We start from the raw sequence: 18,239 nt of genomic DNA, 5'->3' as shown, positions 1-18,239 counted from the left end.
CTTACTGCACCTCGCCGGTCGTGATTTTCATGAACAGCTCCTCGAGCCCCATCGATTTGCGCGCGAACCCCATCACCGGCAGCCCGGCCGCGAAAAGCGTCCCCATGACGGGCGGAACGACTTCATCGTCCCCCTCGAGAAACGCCTGCAGCTTCCCCTCCTCGCGGATGATGACTTCGCGGACCGCCGGATGCTCGAGCAGCTTCAGCCGGGCCTCCTCGCACTTCGCGCATTCGATCAGGAGCGTCACGCCCGGTTTCCCTTCTCCTTCCGCGCCCGGGGCTCCGGCGGCGCTTCCCGGCGACGCCTGCGCGAGAAGCTGCGAAAGCGTACCGGCCGAAAGCAGCCTCCCCTTTTCGATGATGACCGCCCCGTCGCAGATGTCCTGCAGCTCGGAGAGAATGTGGCTCGACAGCAGGATCGCCTTGCCCTGCCCCGACAGAATTTTCAGCAGCGAACGCAGCTCAAGGCGGGCGCGCGGGTCGAGCCCGGCGGCCGGTTCGTCCATGATCAGCACGCCGGGATTGTGAACGAGCGCGCGGGCGAGGCTCACGCGCTGCTTCATTCCCTTCGACAGCCCGGCCAGGTATTTGCGGCGGATGCCGCCGAGGTTCGTGAACTCCTCGATGTCGGCCAGAGTCCGGGTCCGCTGCGCGCCGCGGAGCCCGAAACTGCGCGCGAAGAAGTCGAGATACTCCCATACCTGAATATCGCGGAAATCCGGCAGCGAATCCGGCATGTAACCGACCAGGCGGCGCACCTCCTCCGGGTAGTTGACGACCGAGACGCCGTCGTAGAAAACATCGCCGGAATCCGGCAGATCGAGCGTCGCCATGATCCTGATCGTCGTGGTCTTGCCCGCCCCGTTCGGGCCGATGAAACCGAAAACGTTCCCCGCCGCGAACTCGAATGAGATGTCGTCCACCGCCCGGGTCATGCCGAACGAACGAACGAGATTCCGTACCTTAATTTCCATCTTCCGACTCTCCCGCAAAGCTGTATTTGCCGATCACCGCGTGCCGGGCTTCGAATCGATCCGGCCGGAATCCCGGCGTGTAAAAAAGCGGTTCCTCCGCCAGCGCACAGTAATACCCCGGCGGAAGCTCGCCCGAAACCGGATCGCAGCGCTTCTCCCGAACCGCCAGCTGCGCCGCCCGGTAAAGCCGCGCCATATCCATTTTCCGCACGCTGCCCTGCTGCTTTCCACGCCTGAGGAGCACCCGTTCACCGGGTTCGACCGGAGAATCGGAGACGAAAATCCCGCCGTCCGGACCGGCCACCAGAAGGGCGTTGAGGCGGGCGCCGAGGCCGTTCACCACCGCGAGGCCGTCCTTTTCCGGCGCAATCCGCAGCTTTTCGCGCTGCGGCGACACCCGGACAACCGAATAACAGAGCGGAATCCGCGGCTGAAGCAGCCCGGAAGCGAGCTTCTGGGCCGTATCCACATTCGCCAGCACCGCGCCCGCATGGGCGAACTCCAGCAGGTCGCCGGAGTCGAAAGTGAAACCTCCGCCCGGTGCAATCGGCGCGTAAACGCCGAGCCGCGCCAGCGTCGCCGCCTGCCTCCCCTCCTGGTCGAGCAGCGTCACGCCGAACGCCTTCGCCCGCGAATACCACCCCTCGTTCAGCGTGATGAAGCCGACGACCAGCAGGCAGAAAAGCAGGCTGACCGCCGGGGTGGTCAGCAGAATCAGCGGTTCTTTCCGAAACTTCCGGAGCACAAGGAAGTTGACCGGGCCGATCACGATCACGAATACGAGCATGACATAAAACAGCAGCTGCAGCGGAACGGTCGGAATTTCGAGCCCGAGCTCGTCATAGAACGACTGCGGCTGCGGCCGCGCGAAAAACTCGTCATTGGAAGCGAGCGAATCGAGCAGCGCCATGCCGCCCCCGAGCTCCGGCCGCTTCAGCCCGTTCAGTTTGTTCTCCTCCCCTTTCCCTTCATGATCGGCATACCGTTTCAGATAGGCCTCGACCGCCGCGCACTTCTCGGCCGGAACCGGGCGGCAGACGACGCGCCTCCCCCAGCCGTGCTGCCGGACAGCGGGTTCACCGTCCGGACCTTCGGTTCCCTCCGGCCACGGCGAACCGGGCGGGACGCAGATCACGAGGGTGCCGCCGCTGAACACCCACTTCATCAGCGCGGCCTCGACTTCGGGCGGCACGACGTCCTCCGAGCTGATCCAGATGCTGCGGAGCCCGGCGTAATCGCGCAGATTCCTCCCCCACTGGGCAACCGGGATGTTGGAAGACTCGAGCGACCGCCCGTAACGGTCCAGCCGGAAAAACGGCCGATACTCATGCAGAGGCAGCGAACCGGAGAGCAGAATGCCGGAGCGTTTGTAGCTGATCGAGCTCCCGGCATCCGGCAGCAGCGAATGCTTCACCGGGCGGCCGTCAATGACCAGCTCCATCTGCAACGACTCGGAATATCGGCCGCCCGCATCGGCAGGCGGCCGGTAGAGCACGACATTCTGCACGGCTCCGGGCGCAATCAACACGCTGCGCTCGGTGGAGAACGGCGTATCGCCCGCACTCCGGATGCAGATACGGACCTCAGCCGGGCGGCCCCCCGCGTTTTCGACCCGGAACTCCCGGACGAAATAGCTCGACTGCCACTCCGACCCAGCCGCCTGCGGCACGTTCTCGACCGAAACCGCGCCGAAACGTTCCGCCCGGAGCGACGGCGCCGCCAGACAGACGAGCGCGAAGACGATGACGAAGACCGGGCGCTTCATGCCCGCACCTCCCCGGCTTCGAGCGAAACGCCCTTCGGCAGATCGAGCCCGGCCGGATCGACCTTGTCGAGCAGGAGGTCAATCAGGTCGAAGCTCGTCACCTTCTCGAACCGCGCCTGATAATTCAGCAGCAGCCGGTGGTTCAGCACCGCGGGCGCGACGCTCCTGACATCCTCAAAGCCGACTGACGGCCGGCCGGCCAGCAGCGCCGCCGCACGCGCCGACTCGGCCAGCGCGATCGCGGCGCGCGGCGAAGCGCCGAAGGTCACGAACCGCTCGACCTCGGGCAGCGCCCCCGGCGAACCCGGATGCCCGGCCGCGACCAGCCGCGCCATGTAGTTGGCGACCGGCTCGGAGAGGTGGATGCGCTCCATCGCGTCGAACAGTCCGGCCAGCTCCTCCCGGCTCACCCGGAACGACGGCTGCGGCGGCTCACCGCGGCGGCGGTGCGCGATGATCTCGGTCAGCACTCCGGCATCCACGCCGCCGACCGCGATTTTGAAAAGAAAGCGGTCGAGCTGCGCCTCCGGGATCGGATAGGTCCCTTCAAGCTCGATCGGATTCTGCGAGGCGAGCACGAAAAACGGCTCCGGCAGGGGGCGCGTCTCGCCGAGCAGCGTCACGGCATGTTCCTGCATCGCCTCGAGCATGGCGGACTGCGTCTTCGGCGAAGCGCGGTTGATCTCGTCCGCAAGCAGGATGTTCGAAAAGATCGCGCCGGGCTGAAAGACCATCTTCCGCTCCCCGTCCGGCATCATCTGCAGGATGTTGCAACCGAGGATGTCGCTCGGCAGCAGATCCGGCGTGAACTGAATCCGCTTGAAATCGAGCGACAGGAGCGTCCCGAGCGCCTTGACCAGCGCCGTCTTGCCGACGCCGGGCAGTCCCTCGAGCAGGATGTGCCCCCGGCTCAGGATGCCGATCAGCAGCAGCCGGTGCACCTCGTGGTGCCCGAGCAGAATGCGGTCGAGTTCATCGAGAATCCGGTTGGCGCGCTCCTGCACCGGCTGCAGCTCTCCGGGTGAAATCAGTTCGGTCCTGCTCATGAAAAACACGCCTCCTTCAAATTGGACGTTGAATGATATTCGATAAAAATTCCGGGAACGGGGGATTTACCGCCCCTCCTTCGGTTTGAAATAGCGCTCGACCGCAGAACGGTGCTCGGGGTAGACACGCATCTCGCGGCGGTCCACCGCCGCCCCGCCGCCGCGAAGGCTCCCGGCGGCGGCCGCCCTCTGCTCCGCCTCATCGGCCTGCGGAGCGGCCGCAAAGCGCTGCACGACCATGCTCTGCGCCGGATCGGTCTCCCCGGCGAGCGCCAGATCGACCGGCCGCCCCTGATGGTCGGGGGTCGAACCGGTAAAGGTCAGCGCGGCATCCGCGCGCCCGCGGGAAATGCCGCCCGCGCCCGGAGCGTCTCCGTTCGCCATGCACATCATCACAACTGCACCGAGGCCGTCGGCGCCGGGAGCGTTGCGGGCGAGCCATTCCGCCAGATCCTCCTCGGGCAAGCACGCGCCCGGGCTGCCGCATTCCCCGCCGGGGCCGCTGCAGTTGCCGGGTTTTGCGCAGCGGGACTTCATCAGCTTCGATTCGACCAGCTTCGCAAGCTGTTTTTCGAGCCGCCCGGAGGAGTCGCGCATCGCCTCGGCCAGGCGCTTCATCGTCGCGGGGTCAAGCTGCGCCGCCGCGCCGGACTGTTTCAGAAGCTCCGCCAGCTCCGGATTCTCTTCGGAAAGCTTCCGCAGCAGCCCGCCCATCTCACCGGCCGCTTCAGGCGGCAGCTGGTCGAGCGGCAGCGAACTCAGCGAATCGAGCGCCATCGACAGCATCTGCAGTGTTTCGCGGTTTTCGGCGGCCTGCCGCCCCGCCTCTTCTCCGGCAAGCTCGACCCGGCGCGACAGCGCGTCGAGCAGTTCATAGGTCCGCGCCGACTCGTCCGCGCGGTTGTTTTCCTCAAGTTCTTTCAAATCCGCCCGGAGCCCGGCGAGCTCCTTCTCGGGCATGAGGCTTTCCTCCTCAAGCACTTCAAGCTTCTGCTCGAGCAAGGCGGTCTCCTCGGAGATGTCGAGCGCGTGCCGGTCCCGCCCGGCGATGCCGGAGGCGGGAAACAGCAATGCGCCGGCCAGAAACAGCGCGCCCGCCGCCGCGGGCAACCAGTACCGCCCGGCCGAAACCCTCACCCGCACCCCGGCAGGCAGAGAAATCCGCGTTCTCCACTCGCCGCCGTCCGTTTCGAGCGACGAGGCGAGCAGACCGCCGGAGCGTCCGGCGCCGTCGAGCCAAACCAGCAGCTTCCGCCGCTCCGGCACATGTTTCCTGGCATGAATGCCGCCGCACAGCAAAGCAGCGAAGAGCCCAGCCAGCACCGCCGCGGCGGACGCGGCAAACGGCCAATCGCCGTCGACCAGCCGCCCGGCGAGGATCACCCCGCCGGCCGCAAACCCGGCGATGCCGGAGGCGGCCAGAAAACCGCGGCAGAAAAGGGCCGAAGCAAATCTGCGCCGCAGCGCCCCCGCCATTTTTCCGGCGGCGACGACCGGATCTTCCGTTTTCACTGCGCCCATCTGCGACTTTCCCTGATTCGATCTTTTATTCCGGCAACCGAGGGGAACATAATGCCGTTTATTTCCATTTTCAAGGTTCCCCACGGTAAAATTCCGCTTTTGAAACGTCTTCGATTCTTAAGACGGCGCGATCCCCCGGTTCTTAGCCGGCGAATTTGCTTTTTTTTCGATTCATGCTATACTAGAATCGGATCATCATTCTCAGTTCGACATTTTTTAAGGTGATGGTATGTTAATACCATCGAAATATTAACAATGCCTTTCTCGAAGGTGTGAGTACGGCGGAGCCGCACGAAACACAGGAGACGAGCACGACACGCAGTGTCGGGCATGGTCTTTTGAGACGAGCACGACACGCAGTGTCGGGCATGGTCTTTTGAGACGAGCACGACACGCAGTGTCGGGCATGGTCTTTTGAGACGAGCACGACACGCAGTGTCGGGCATGGTCTCTTCAGAGAGCGGGGCCCCCGAAAAGTACCATCCGCCGCGCAGGCGCTGTGGATGACAAGTCCGACTTGTCCTCCGCAGCCTCGGCGAAGGAGGAAGGGGGGGTAACTTTTTGGGGAACAATAGGAGTACCCGATGAAATCCAGCTGGATGCTTGCCGCCCTTGCCGGCGCGGCGTTTTCGCTCGGCGCGGTCGAAACCGCTCCGATCTTCTCCGACTACATGGTTCTGCAACGCGACACGCCGATCCGTGTCTGGGGCACCGGCCGGCCCGGCGAGGCGGTCAAAGTGACCTTCCGGGAAACCTCGCTGTCGGCCACGGCGGACCGGAACGGAGACTGGAAGGTCGAGCTGCCCGCCGCCCCCGCGTCGGCGGAAGGCGCCGTTCTTACGGTAGCAGGCGACAACACGCTCCAGTTCAAGGATGTGCTGGTCGGCGACATCTGGCTCTGCGTCGGACAGAGCAACATGCAGTGGGGACTCAAGGGCATCACCGGAGCGGCGGAGATCGTCAAGGCGGCGGAAAATCCCGAAATCCGGCTCTATCAGGTTCCGTGCGTCTGGAGCCGCACACCGTCCAGAACGCTCAATGCGAAGTGGAAACTCTGTACGCCGGAGACCGTCGGCGGTTTCACGGCGGTCGGCTATCTGGTCGGCCGGGACATTCAGCAGGCGATCAAGGTCCCGGTCGGATTGATCAACATCTCCTGGGGCGGCTGCCGAATCGAAGCGATGAGCGCGCGCGAATCGTTCGCCGGAATTCCGGGGCTCGAGGAGACCGCCGCGACGGTCGAAAAGCAGATCGCGGACATGAATTCGAAGCAGGACTCCGAGCTGCGCAAGGACAAGCAGCGGCTGCCGACCGTCCTCTACAATGCGATGGTTCATCCCCTCACGCCGTTCGCGGTGAAGGGGATGCTCTGGTATCAGGGCGAGGACAACCACTACGAGGGCGCCGTCTACGGCGACAAGCTCAAAGCGCTCGCCCGGACCTGGCGGAACGCCTTCGCCAACCCGACGCTGCCGATCTACATCGTCCAGCTGCCGCCGTTCAACTATCATAAGACCGAGGTGACGCGGCTGCCGAACTTCTGGGCCGCGCAGCAGCGCTTCGCCGAGGGAGACCGCTACGCCGGTTTCATCACCGCGACCGACTGCGGAGTGGCGGACGACATCCATCCGCGCGACAAGGTTCCGCTCGCCCGCCGCCTTGCAAATCTCGTGCTCTATCTGAGCTACGGCATCGGCGACGACACGGCGCTTGTGCCGCAGTTCTATCGGGCAACTCCGCAGAACGGCAAACTCGTCGTTGAGTTCCTGCATGCGAACGGCCTCAGAACCCGCGACGGCAAGCCGGTCTCGCACCTGATGCTGGCCGGGGAAGACGGCGTGTTCCATCCGGCCGAGGGCGTCATCGAGAATGACCGGCTCATCGTGAGCTCCGACAAAGTCGCCAACCCGGTCCGGCTCCGCTTCGGCTGGCATAATGTCGCCAACCCGAACCTCGTCAACAGCGCCGGTGTTCCGGCCGCGCCGTTCGACACGGCCGTACCGGTCCGCTGATGAACGGTTTTCACGTCGAACACTTCACCGTCCGCCACCGCGAGGCCGACCGCCGCGGCGACCTCCGGCTGGCCGGCTGGTTCGATTTCCTGCAGGAGGCGGCGGCCAATCATGCCGCGCGCCTCGGCGTCGGGCTCGAAATGCTGCAGAAAAACGGCATGATCTGGGTTTTATCGAAATTGAAGCTTGAAATGGAACGCTCGCCGCGCATCAGCGAAAAGATCACGGTGGAGACCTACCCGAACGGTTTCCGCCGCCTCCATGCCGCGCGGCAGTTCCGAATCGTCGGCGAAGCGGGCGACGAGATCGGCCGCGCCTCAAGCCGCTGGCTGCTGCTCGGGCTGCCGCGGCTGCGGCCGCTGAAGCTCGAAAGTCTGCCGGTCGAGCTGCCGGACAACTCCGGACGTCCCGACTATTTCACGCTGGAAGCGAAGCTCCCGGCACGCGGACTCACGCCGGAACTTCAGGTTCCCGTCCGCTATTCGATGGAAGATGTGAACGGCCACCTGAACAACGCCGAATATGCTGGGCTCATACAGGATTTCGCGGCAATGAAGCGCGGCGGCTCTCCGGTGTTCCGCTCCGTCGAGCTGCATTATCTCGCGGCAGTCAGGGAGCCGGACGTGCTGTCGGTCGGCGGCGAGTTCACCGGAAACCGGCTCTTCGTCGAGGGAAGCGGAAAATCCGGCCAGACGAGCTTCACCGCCCTGGCGGAACTGGCCTGACCCCTGCCGTACGCCGCGCGTTTCAGCACTTCCACCGGATGACACCGCAAACCGTAAGGTGAGCGGCATCGCCCGGTCACAGGCGCTCTTACTTATATTCACCTCGGTTCCGGGGCCAGCCCCAGCGCGCGGCGCAGCTTCCCGTGGAATTCCTCCGGCGAGTATTCCCCCGCAAACTCCTTCGCCCCTGCGCCGATCGCCCAGACCGGCGTCAGCGCCGCCGCCGGCCGTTTCGAAAAAAATCCCGCGCCGTAATGCCGGTCGCGCAAATCCTGAAGCCGATCAATCCATTCGCGGTAATCGCGCATGACCGTGTCAGGCTCGTAATTCCAGAACCCGCGCATTCCGGCCAGCACCTGCGGCTCCATCAAACGCGGCGCATCAAAATAAAGCCGCTGCAGCTCCCGAAGCTGTTCCGCTCCCGGCGCAAACAGTTCCCCGGCCCCCAGCAGCGCCAGCGCCTGGCCGAACGTCCGCGGTTCCCGGTTCAATTCGCAAAGCAACTCCAGCCGGGAACGGCCGAAAGGGAAATCCGTATCCGGCTCACCCGTCAGCCGAAGCTCCCCGGCGTCATACAAAGAGACGACCACAATCAGCGTATCCTCCGGAGCCGCCTTGAAGAAATCCAGCGCCTTCCCCAGCGCCCGGTCGAACGTCCACAGCTCCCCGAGCAGCATCGAAGCATCGTTTTCAACTCCGGCCGGAGCAATATTGCCGCACTCCGCCACCAGGAGAAAACCATTCCGGTTTTCGAGGCACTCCAGAGCGGTTGCGGTGTAGTCGATCAACCGCTCCCGGTCCGTGCGCGTCCTCCGCGCCATCGCGTAACGACGCCCGGCAGAGTCGGTATGGCGGATGAAAAGCCGCGACACCGGCGGCGTCAGGTTCTTCACATCGAGAACATTGCGGTAGCCGATCCGCGCCATCGTGTCGCCGAGCCGGTCACCGGCAGACCTTCCGTCCGGCGACGGAACCTCTCCGGCCAATACATTGAAGTCACAGAGCGGCAGCCAGTTCGCCACCATTTCCGCCCGGTCCGCACCGGGCTCATGCGCATAAAATGCCCCCGGCAGCCAGCCGGTCAGCAGCGAATCCGAAATGATCCCGACCCGGCGCCCCGACTGCTTCACAAGCGTCGCAAGCGAATCGAGCTCTTCTCCGGACGAAAGTGTGCCGACCGCATCGTCGGCCGGCTTCCCGAGCGCCACCGCATTGGCCGCCGCCAGCGGCAGATGCCGATACTCCCCGGTCAGCGGCAGGAGCGTCCCACGGACCGGAAACGCCGACAGGTTCGACAACCCCGCAAAATCCGCCCCGGCCGCCCGGGCGAACTCAAGCCCGGCCTGATTCGCCCCGTTGATGAAAAAGACGATCACATTACGGGCGTCGGCATGAACCTGCCACGCCAGCAGCAGCAACAGAGCCGAAATGCACCAGCGGACCGCCCGGATCATCGTTACTCTTCCGTTTTAAACCGGTTCCGGCGACGTTCGAGCTCGGTCAGGAACAGTTTGCGCAGCCGGATGTTCAGCGGAGTCACCTCGACCAGCTCGTCGTCCTCGATGTATTCGAGCGCCTGCTCGAGCGACATCTTCCGCGCCGGCGCGATCTTCATATTCCGGTCGCTGCCCGCAGCACGCATATTGGTCAGCTGCTTCGCGCGCTGCACGTTGACGACCAGGTCGCCCTCCTTGCAGTGCTCGCCGACGATCATCCCCTCGTAGCAGTCCGTGCCCGGATCGATGAAGAATTCGCCGCGCTGCTGAAGCCCGTCGATCGCAAACGGAATCGCCTTGCCCTGCGCCATGCTGACCATGGTGCCGTTCGTCCGGGACGGGATCGCCCCCTTGAACGGCTCGTAATGGTCGAAAAGATGCGAGACGATCGCCTCGCCCTGGCTGGCGGTCAGCGCCTTGCTGCGCAATCCGATCAGTCCGCGGGTCGGGATGAAAAACTCGACCAGCTGCCGGACGCCGCGCGACTCCATCTGGATCAGCTCGCCGCGCCGCTGGCCGACGATCTCGATGATCTTGCCGGCGAATTCGGACGGCACATCCACGCTGAGCCGCTCGATCGGCTCGTTCTTCACGCCGTCGATCGTTTTGCAGATGACCTGCGGCTTCGCAACCGCGAACTCATACCCCTCGCGCCGCATGGTTTCAATCAGGATCGCAAGGTGCAGAACGCCGCGGCCGGAGACCTTGAACGCCTCTCCGTTGACATCCTCTACCCGCAGCGCGACGTCGCGCTCGACCTCCTTGAACAGACGCTCGCGCAGCTGGCGGCTGCCGACATACTTGCCCTCCTTGCCGAAAAACGGCGAATCGTTGATGCGGAACATCATCGAGATGGTCGGCTCGTCGATCGCGATGGCCGGCATGGCCTCCGGCGTTTCGGCGTCGCAGATCGTGTCGGAGATATCGATATCGGCGACGCCGACGATCGCGCAGAGGTCGCCGCACTCGACCACGCTGGTCTCCTTCCGGCCGAGCCCCTCGAAGGTGAAGAGCTGCTTGACCTGCGTGTTCTGAACGGTTCCGTCGCGCTTGACGATCACCAGCGGCTTGCGGGTGTCGAGCGTGCCGCGGTAGACGCGCCCGATGCCGATGCGGCCGACGAAGTTCGAATAATCGAGCGTGGCGACCTGGCACTGAACCGGACCTTCAACCTGCTGCGGCGCAGGCACACATTCGAGAATCGCATCGAGCAGCGGAAAGATCGACTCACGCGGATCGTCGAGATTCCGGACCGCCCAGCCGTCGCGGCCGGAAGCGTAAAGCAGCGGAAACTCCAGCTGCTCGTCGCTCGCATTCAGCTCGCAGAAGAGGTCGAACACCTTCGTGTGGACCGCATCGGGCCGGGCGTCCGGCTTGTCGATCTTGTTGATGACGACCACCGGGCGCAGATTCAGCTGCAGCGCCTTGTCGAGCACGAACCGCGTCTGCGGCATCGGCCCCTCGGCCGAATCGACGAGCAGGATCACGCCGTCCGCGAGCTTCAGCACGCGCTCGACCTGACCGCCGAAATCGCTGTGTCCCGGGGTGTCGATCACGTTGATCTTGGTGTTCCTGTACTCGATGCTGATATTCTTGGAGAGAATCGTGATTCCGCGCTCGCGTTCGAGATCGTTGCTGTCGAGAAAGCAGTCGGCGACGACCTCGTTCTCACGGAAAATCTTGGCCTGGCGCATGATCTGATCGACCAGCGTCGTCTTGCCGTGGTCGACGTGGGCAATGATGGCAATGTTTCTTAAGTCACGCATGGAGACTTGTTCCTCGCATTCGGATGTTGAAAGTAAATCTTTACAATATAACACCGCAAGGCATGATTTTCAATGATAATTCACTTGCCGGAAACGGAAAATGCGTGTATATTATGCAACCGACTCAAATAACGTGGAAAGCGTATCAGACATGAACAAAACAAATTTCGTCCATCCGCGCGACCAGATCGTGGACATCATGCAGCGTATTTACGGCTACGGCATGACGACCACCAGCGGCGGGAACCTTTCTATCCTCGATTCCGACGGCAATATGTGGATCAGCCCGGCCAGCGTCGACAAGGGCACGCTGCGCCGCGAGGACATCGTCTGCGTCAAGCCGGACGGCACCGTCGAAGGCCGCCACAAGCCGTCGAGCGAATTTCCGTTCCACCGCGCCATCTACAAGATGCGGCCGGACATCAAGGGAATCCTGCACGCCCATCCGCCCGCGCTGGTCTCGTTCAGCGTGGCCGGCAAGATTCCGGACACCAGCGTGCATCCCGCCGCCAAAATGATCTGCGGCACCGTCGGTTACGCGCCGTATGAGGTTCCGGGCAGCGAAGCGCTCGGCAAGAACGTCGCGGCGGCCTTTTCGGCCGGACACTCGACGATCCTGCTCGAAAACCACGGCGCCTGCACGGCGGGAGCCACGCTGCAGGAGGCGTTCAAGCGCTTCGAGACGCTCGATTTCTGCGCCCGGCTGATCCTGCGGGCAAGCCAGCTCGGCACGCCGCATTACCTTTCCGACACCGAAATCGAGTTCAGCCAGCTCGACCGCAACATCGATTTCCGGCCGTTCGACCCGGAAGTCCGCTCGAGCGACGAAATGGAGCTGCGCTACCAGATGGCGCTCCTGATCCGCCGCGCCTACAAGCAGATGCTGTTCACGAGCACCGAAGGGACTTTCGCGGTCCGCGTCGACAAGGAGCGCATCCTCATCACGCCGCGCAACGTCGACCGCGGCAACATCCAGCCGGAGGACATGGTGCTGGTCAAGGGCATGCGCTACGAGTCCGGCCGCAAGCTGAGCCGCGCCGCGTGGCTGTTCCGCGCGATTTTCGACGCGCAGCCCGAAATCAACTCCCTGATCATCGCGAATCCGCCGCACCTGATGGGTTATACCGTCGCGCACGAGGAGTTCGATCCGCGGGTCATTCCCGAAAGCTACATCCTGCTGCGCGAGATGCCTGCCTTCCCGTTCGGCACGCAGTTCCGCGACCTCAAGAAGATCACCGACACGATCTCGCCGCGCTATCCGGTCATCATGCTCGAAAACGACTGCATGATCTCGAGCGGCCGCACGCTGCTTGAAGCGTTCGACCGCATGGAAGTGGCCGAATACAGCGCCAAGGCGACGATCAGCGCCCGGAACCTCGGCGGCATGAACCCGATCAACGACGAGCAGATCGCCGACCTGGTCAAGGCGTTCAAGCTGATTCCGTAATTCCCGCGGCGATGCGGAAACACCCGGCGGAGCTGAGTTCGCCGGGTGTTTTTTCATGTGCCGAACACATGTTCCAGCAGCCGCCGAATCCGGGTGAAGAGGAAATAAAAGAGCCAGAAAAACAGAACAACCCCGACAATCATCGCCTGCACGGAACGGACAGTATCCCGAAACGGCCGCTCCCGGGTCGTATCCAAGCGCTCCAGCCACCGGACCAGCAGCTTTCCGGCAATCAGAACCGCCACGGCAATCGCGACCGTCAGCAACCCGGAAGCGAAAAACGAGATCACAATCATGCCTCCCTCCCCCGTATTAATCGTTTACATCGCGTCCCGAAGCATCTCCAGCAAATTTTTTATCCCGAAGTAGAGCCCGAGAAACAGCGCGATTCCGCCAAAGAGCCAGATCAGGTAAATCCGCAGCTTCGCCACCGCAACGGTTCTTTCATCGGCGACATGGTTGTCGATCCATTCAGCCAGACGCCCGGCAAAGACAACCGAGACAGCCATGGCGGCAAAAGTCAGGAGCCCGGCGGCAAAAAATGAAAAAACGACCATGCCGGAAGCTCCTTCACCCTTCCGGCCCGAACAATTTCAGCAGTCCCGTCCGGGCCGCGAAAAACGCACCGGCGCCCAAGGCCAGCCAGAGGAACATTTTGAAGGTGTTCCAGCGGTCTTCCCAATACTCGCCGTTCAGCGCGCTGAAAATGTCCGGGGTGAACACATGCCCGACCGCATCGCCGAAATCGCCCTCTTCCCGGAAGAACATGCGGAACGTCAGCGCCAGCACCGAGACACCGGCAATGCCGGAAATAATCCAGATGACAGTGTTCATAAGTTTTCATGTCCTTTGCAGCGCCTGGCCAGCACCGGCAGATCGAGGCTGGTCAGCGCGGTGAGGCTGTTGTGGTATCCCATGATCAGCATTCCCCGGTAGGCCGGTTCATCCTGAATATTCACCGGCCGGATCGGTTTCAGCAGCGGACGCCCGCGGCGGTCGAGTGGAAGCGCCTTGCGGTCCTCAACTCTGGCGGCCCGGATCGAGATCGGCGACGCGCCGGAGATCTTCCCGTGATGGTAACGTTCGAGCCCCTCTTCGAGGCCGCCCGCGGTCTGCGGAACCAGAACCGCCACGCCGAGCAGCCGGTCGAACATGAAGGTAAGGACCGTGCAGACCGCGGCGCGGTCCTGGTGGTTACCGGCGAAAAACATGGTCTCCCCGAACGAGTTCGGAACGACATAGAGCGGTTCCTTGCGATAGAAGATATGCCGGTCCAGCTCTTCCTTCTTTTCGCCGCCGAGATGAAACCCGCAGAACTCCTCGCCGGCGGCCGTGATCCGTTTTCCCATCTCCTCCTTCACGTCGGGCGGAACCGTAAAGCAGAGCCGTTCCGGCCAGAGCGGCCGCTTGCCGTTCCCGTCGCAGACCGCGCACGCTTCATACTTCATGATATAGCGCGCATAGGCGGAGTTCGGCCGGTACTGCGGATTCACGATCTTCTTCGAATATTTGCCGCTGCCCATGCAGAAGAAGCAGCGGACCGGATAACCGGTGCGGCGCGCGACGCTCATCTTCTCCGCATTCCGGTCGAGAATCGCGCCGAGCCGGGAAAGTTCAACCACCGAATCGAGCTCGAACGATTTCAGAACCGCCACAATCATCTCCCGGTTCGTTTCGAATTTGTTCTTCAGATAGCTGCTGTGCCACTCGACGGTCTCGCCGTCGATCAGGACCCGGCCGCGCTTGAAGCAGTCGGAGCTGAATTCCCTGAATTCATCCAGGGTCAGTTCCTTCTGAAACACGTTCTGAATGTGGCTGACCCAGTCGTTGCTCCGCCTCACGACTTCGCGCTCCCGGTCGAGCACATTGAGCTTGAGCGGCTCAAGGTCGTCCGGCTGGAGGTTGTCGATCCGGGTGGCGAACCGGCGCACGACTTTCCTGACGCGCGAGGAGTCGTATCTGGAGCCGACCGTCGTGCTGTCCGGCGCGATATGGCGCAGATAGGTCGCCACGCCGATCACCTCGCCGCCGTCCTGCAGCAGAACCGGGCCGCCGGAGTTGCCGCCCACGAACGGAGCGTCCGTCTCGATCTTGTCCGGGCCGATGCCGAGCAGCTTGCCGGTCTGCGTCACGATCACGTCGTCGCCGAGGCTGTTGCCGTAGGCGATCACTTTCGTCGAAAGCGGAATCGCACCGACGTCGCCGGCGGCGGAAAGCATTTCGGCATCGGGATCGGGGTCTTCGTAGGAAAGAATCACCAGGTCGCGGCTTTTCGAGCCGAGAACCTCCTTGATTTTGTAGACCTTGCCGTTGATATCGACCACTTCGGGCTCCTTCATCTCAAGATAGACATGGGCGTTCGTCACGATCACCGGCTGGTCCCAGAGCCTGGTCATGAACGCGGAACCGCGCCCGTCCGGGGAGCGCACCAGCAGAAAACTGTTGTTGAGGCGGTCGGCCGAACTGTCGACCTGGTGATTTCTCCGGATTTTCGAAAGCAGCGACCCATCTTTTTTCTCTTCGCTCTTTCCTCCGGTCTTCGCATCCTCTCCGACCAGCGCCGTGCAGATACCGCCGACCACCGCCAGAGCCGCCAACCCGGCCCAGAACCGCATAAACAACTTCCTTTCCATTGTCTGACGGAAGCAAAAAATCGCCGGACCATCCGGGTTTCACATCCAAACAGCTGCTATCAATGTAACGGATTTCCGATCAAATTCAAATTTCCTCCCCAAAAAAAACAACGAAAAACACGATTGACCCCATCCCCGCCCCAACTTGACAGGCGACGCAGGCGGCAGTATCTTATATTCGATCAACATAAGCCTTTATTTCGGAAATAAAGAAAAAATCAATAATAACAAGAATAAAAATATTAAGATTAATAGAAAATATTGTTATCGCCAACATAACCAAAGCTGAACTATGTTAAATTTTTTGAAGAAATGTCTGTCGGATTTTCATAAAAAGCACCGTGTATTATCGATATTTATTTTTACTCTTATCATTATAGTAATTGTTTTAGGTGTAATATCCTTAATCGGTCGAATTATTATTCACAAAGATCCATCATTCAGACTATACTTGTTAGAGCAAGGAGAACTTTCAAGTGAACAAGTGATATCATATTTGCATGAAGCAGCAACTATGAAAAAACCGAAATCTGCAGATAATCATTTACTGTCAAATCTTTTAACGGAATGTAAAAGGAGAAATATCCGAATTGAAAAAAAAGAGTTGATTCCATTATTAAATCATCCTGCTCAAACAGTACGTTATCAAGCAGTTCTTCATCTTGGAGCGCAGATTGATTCCAGAAATGTTTCTTCCCTGATTAAAGCATTGGACATGCCTTTTGAAAAATCGCATCATGCAATCATGTCACTGTTGCGCGAAACAACCCGGGAAGAGTTACCTGATGATCCGCAAATCTGGAAAGAGTGGTACAAAAAGCTTCCGGACACATCGGAGTTTAAACAAATGCAATATTGATCAGAGGTCTTCTCCGCATCACAGTCCCGCATAACATGAAAATGTCAGCAATTCCAGCATTTTGACGTAAGTTTTGTACAAAGAATGCCTTGTATAATGTATTCGTAAATGTGAACCACGTTTTACACATTGTTCAACCGAACTCCGGGGTGCTTTCATGAGCCGATCGACGCAGTTTCCGCGAAAAGGTCTCCTGCCGTGTCTTGTGTCCGTTCTTGCCGTACTGCTGCTGCCGGCCTGTTCTCCGCAGCCGGGGGAATCCGAGGCGGCTGTCTGCCGGAACCATCTGAAGGAGCTCGGAATTCTGCTGAAGGCGTATGCGGCCGAAAACAGCGGGGAGATTCCGAACCGGGACAACCTCGAGGGGTGGTCCATGCTCGGAAAGGAAGCGCTGCAGCATCTGGCCTGCCCGCTGCTGCCCGACCGCCGGCCGACACGGGAAAAGGGGAATCCATACTTCTATTTCGGCACTCTCGCCGACGACCCGTCCCGGCAGGGAGGAAACGAAATCATCGCCATCGAAAAACGGGCGCACCGGAACCGCACCCGGCAACTGCTGACGCAGGACGGCAGCGTGCTGACGCTGGAGCAGGAACAGCCCGGGCTCGCCTATGCGCTTATGAAATACCACCGCGGGGAAATCGACTCCTCCTACCGGCAGCGGCAGATCGCCAAGGCCGAACAGTGGGAGCAGCAGCAGCGTACGCGGCAGAGCGTGCGGCGAACGCGCGCAGAGTTCCGGAAATACCTTTTCTTCGCCGCGTCGAGCGGGCTGCTGCTCGTCCTCCTGGCCGTCATGACGCTGAAGCGCCGCATCTCCGCAACTCCGTAAAGACGGACAAGCGGCGGGCGCCGGAGCCCGAAACGCCCCGGCCCCCCCTGCTTACTCCGCCAGCGCCTCCCGCAGCACGCCGCACGCCTGCGCCAGCGCCTCCTTCGCGGGAATCGTATCGGCCACCGCATCGAGCATCAGGAAATCGTGGATCGTGCCGGCATAGCGGGCCGCGCCGGTCGGAACGCCCGCCTGCATGAGCCTGACCGCGTACGCCTCCCCTTCGTCGCGCAGAACGTCGTTCGCATCGGTGATGACGAAGGCAGGCGGAAGTCCCTTCAGCTGTTCCGCCGTCGCCAGCAGCGGAGAGGCAGTGATCTCGCGGCGCGACTTTTTATCCGGCGCGTATGCATCCCAGAAATACTCCATCGCTTTTTTCGTAAGCCACGGGCCGTCGGCGAACTCCCGGTAGGAGTCCGTGTCGAGCGATGCGTCGGTCACCGGGTAGAGCAGCAGCTGGAAACGGAGGCGCGGGCCGTTTTCCGCTTTGCACATCAGCGTCAGCGCCGCCGCCATGTTGCCGCCCACGCTGTCCCCGGCCACGGCGATCCGGGCCGCGTCGAGCTTCAGCTCGTCCGCATGTGCGACGATGTAGCGGAGCGCGGTCATGATCTGCCGCAGCGGAACCGGATACTGCGCCTCGGGCGACGGCGTGTAGTTCACAAACACCACAGCCGCGCCGGTGCGGACGGCGATCTCGCGCACAAGCCGGTCGTGCGTGTTTTTGTCCCCCATGACCCAGCCGCCGCCGTGGATATAAAACACGACCGGCAGCCGCCCCTTCCCGCCCTTCGGCCGGACGATCCGCAATTCGACCGCCCCGCCCTCTCCGAACGGTATTTCGAAATCCGTCACGTCGGCCTCCGGCCGCGGCGTCGGGCCGGACTGCGCGGCGGCCAGCACGGCGCGGGCGTCTTGGTAGCTCAGCGTGTAGAGCGGCGGATCGTTCTTCGCTTCGAGACCTTCGATGAATGCGGCAGTTTCCCTGGTAAGTTCCGGATACTTTTTCATGAGATACCTCCTCTGAATCGACGGGTAATTCCGTCTGAAATGCTCCTTCTTCATCCTATAACTAAGCACAAAAGCGAAAAAATGCAAGCCGTATCGGCAGCTTTCGACGGAACCGGGTTGCAAATCGGCGGGGAAGCAGTATAGTATCGG

General features: G+C 61.8%; 16 protein-coding genes. 5 read left to right on the top strand and 11 right to left on the bottom strand.

Annotated features, from left to right (window positions below):
- Nucleotide 1: 1 nt before the first annotated feature.
- From FYJ85_RS20020 to FYJ85_RS20005, 4 genes are all read right to left on the bottom strand, one after another.
- A complete protein-coding gene (locus FYJ85_RS20020) occupies nt 2-976 on the bottom strand; it encodes an ABC transporter ATP-binding protein (protein ID WP_106052612.1) in 975 nt (324 codons plus the stop codon).
- Nucleotides 966-2,741, bottom strand: a complete 1,776-nt coding sequence (locus tag FYJ85_RS20015) for a hypothetical protein (protein ID WP_154420504.1) — start codon at nt 2,739-2,741, stop codon at nt 966-968. The genes FYJ85_RS20020 and FYJ85_RS20015 overlap by 11 nt, the downstream gene beginning before the upstream one ends.
- Nucleotides 2,738-3,787 carry an AAA family ATPase gene (locus FYJ85_RS20010; protein ID WP_154420503.1) on the bottom strand — a complete coding sequence of 350 codons (1,050 nt, stop codon included), beginning with the start codon at nt 3,785-3,787 and terminating at the stop codon, nt 2,738-2,740. Before FYJ85_RS20010 ends, FYJ85_RS20015 begins: the two co-directional genes overlap by 4 nt.
- 66 nt (nt 3,788-3,853) lie before the next feature.
- A complete protein-coding gene (locus FYJ85_RS20005; RefSeq protein ID WP_154420502.1) occupies nt 3,854-5,308 on the bottom strand; it encodes a coiled-coil domain-containing protein in 1,455 nt (484 codons plus the stop codon).
- 584 nt (nt 5,309-5,892) lie between these two features.
- Between FYJ85_RS20005 and FYJ85_RS20000 the strand changes: the two genes are divergently transcribed.
- Nucleotides 5,893-7,320, top strand: a complete 1,428-nt coding sequence (locus tag FYJ85_RS20000) for a sialate O-acetylesterase (RefSeq protein ID WP_154420501.1) — start codon at nt 5,893-5,895, stop codon at nt 7,318-7,320.
- Entirely contained in the window at nt 7,320-8,045 is a 726-nt protein-coding gene (locus FYJ85_RS19995; RefSeq protein ID WP_154420500.1) for an acyl-[acyl-carrier-protein] thioesterase, read from the top strand. Before FYJ85_RS20000 ends, FYJ85_RS19995 begins: the two co-directional genes overlap by 1 nt.
- 98 nt (nt 8,046-8,143) lie before the next feature.
- On the opposite strand, the gene FYJ85_RS19990 is transcribed toward FYJ85_RS19995, so the two are convergent.
- A complete protein-coding gene (locus FYJ85_RS19990) occupies nt 8,144-9,499 on the bottom strand; it encodes an alkaline phosphatase (RefSeq protein WP_154420499.1) in 1,356 nt (451 codons plus the stop codon).
- Nucleotides 9,500-9,501: 2 nt separating this feature from the next.
- Nucleotides 9,502-11,307, bottom strand: coding sequence for a translational GTPase TypA (gene typA, locus FYJ85_RS19985; RefSeq protein ID WP_106052619.1), 1,806 nt, complete (start codon nt 11,305-11,307; stop codon nt 9,502-9,504).
- Between the two features lie 151 nt (nt 11,308-11,458).
- Here typA and FYJ85_RS19980 point away from each other — a divergent pair, with 151 nt between their 5' ends.
- Nucleotides 11,459-12,754, top strand: a complete 1,296-nt coding sequence (locus FYJ85_RS19980; RefSeq protein WP_106052620.1) for a class II aldolase/adducin family protein — start codon at nt 11,459-11,461, stop codon at nt 12,752-12,754.
- Nucleotides 12,755-12,807: 53 nt separating this feature from the next.
- On the opposite strand, the gene FYJ85_RS19975 is transcribed toward FYJ85_RS19980, so the two are convergent.
- From FYJ85_RS19975 to FYJ85_RS19960, 4 genes are read right to left on the bottom strand one after another with little or no spacing between them, the layout of a single operon-like run.
- On the bottom strand, nt 12,808-13,050 hold the full coding sequence (locus tag FYJ85_RS19975; protein ID WP_106052621.1) for a hypothetical protein: 243 nt from the start codon (nt 13,048-13,050) through the stop codon (nt 12,808-12,810).
- Nucleotides 13,051-13,074: 24 nt separating this feature from the next.
- Nucleotides 13,075-13,311 carry a hypothetical protein gene (locus tag FYJ85_RS19970; RefSeq protein ID WP_106052622.1) on the bottom strand — a complete coding sequence of 79 codons (237 nt, stop codon included), beginning with the start codon at nt 13,309-13,311 and terminating at the stop codon, nt 13,075-13,077.
- 13 nt (nt 13,312-13,324) lie between these two features.
- Nucleotides 13,325-13,588 (bottom strand): hypothetical protein, encoded by a 264-nt coding sequence (locus FYJ85_RS19965; RefSeq protein WP_154420497.1) that lies wholly within the window; start codon nt 13,586-13,588, stop codon nt 13,325-13,327.
- On the bottom strand, nt 13,585-15,369 hold the full coding sequence (locus tag FYJ85_RS19960; RefSeq protein ID WP_206213348.1) for a S1 family peptidase: 1,785 nt from the start codon (nt 15,367-15,369) through the stop codon (nt 13,585-13,587). Before FYJ85_RS19960 ends, FYJ85_RS19965 begins: the two co-directional genes overlap by 4 nt.
- Nucleotides 15,370-15,901: 532 nt before the next feature.
- Between FYJ85_RS19960 and FYJ85_RS19955 the strand changes: the two genes are divergently transcribed.
- Nucleotides 15,902-16,246: a hypothetical protein gene (locus FYJ85_RS19955; RefSeq protein WP_154420493.1), complete on the top strand. Its 345-nt coding sequence runs from the start codon at nt 15,902-15,904 to the stop codon at nt 16,244-16,246.
- A 157-nt stretch (nt 16,247-16,403) separates the two neighbouring features.
- Nucleotides 16,404-17,078: a hypothetical protein gene (locus tag FYJ85_RS19950; protein ID WP_154420491.1), complete on the top strand. Its 675-nt coding sequence runs from the start codon at nt 16,404-16,406 to the stop codon at nt 17,076-17,078.
- A 51-nt stretch (nt 17,079-17,129) separates the two neighbouring features.
- On the opposite strand, the gene FYJ85_RS19945 is transcribed toward FYJ85_RS19950, so the two are convergent.
- Complete coding sequence (locus FYJ85_RS19945; protein WP_106052626.1) at nt 17,130-18,089, bottom strand: alpha/beta hydrolase; 960 nt, start codon at nt 18,087-18,089, stop codon at nt 17,130-17,132.
- Nucleotides 18,090-18,239: the final 150 nt, after the last annotated feature.

Origin of the sequence: Victivallis lenta, from assembly GCF_009695545.1 — a bacterium.
Lineage (GTDB): Bacteria > Verrucomicrobiota > Lentisphaeria > Victivallales > Victivallaceae > Victivallis > Victivallis lenta.
The sequence above is the reverse complement of the archived record's forward strand: the minus strand, read 5'-3'. Positions and strand labels throughout refer to the sequence as shown.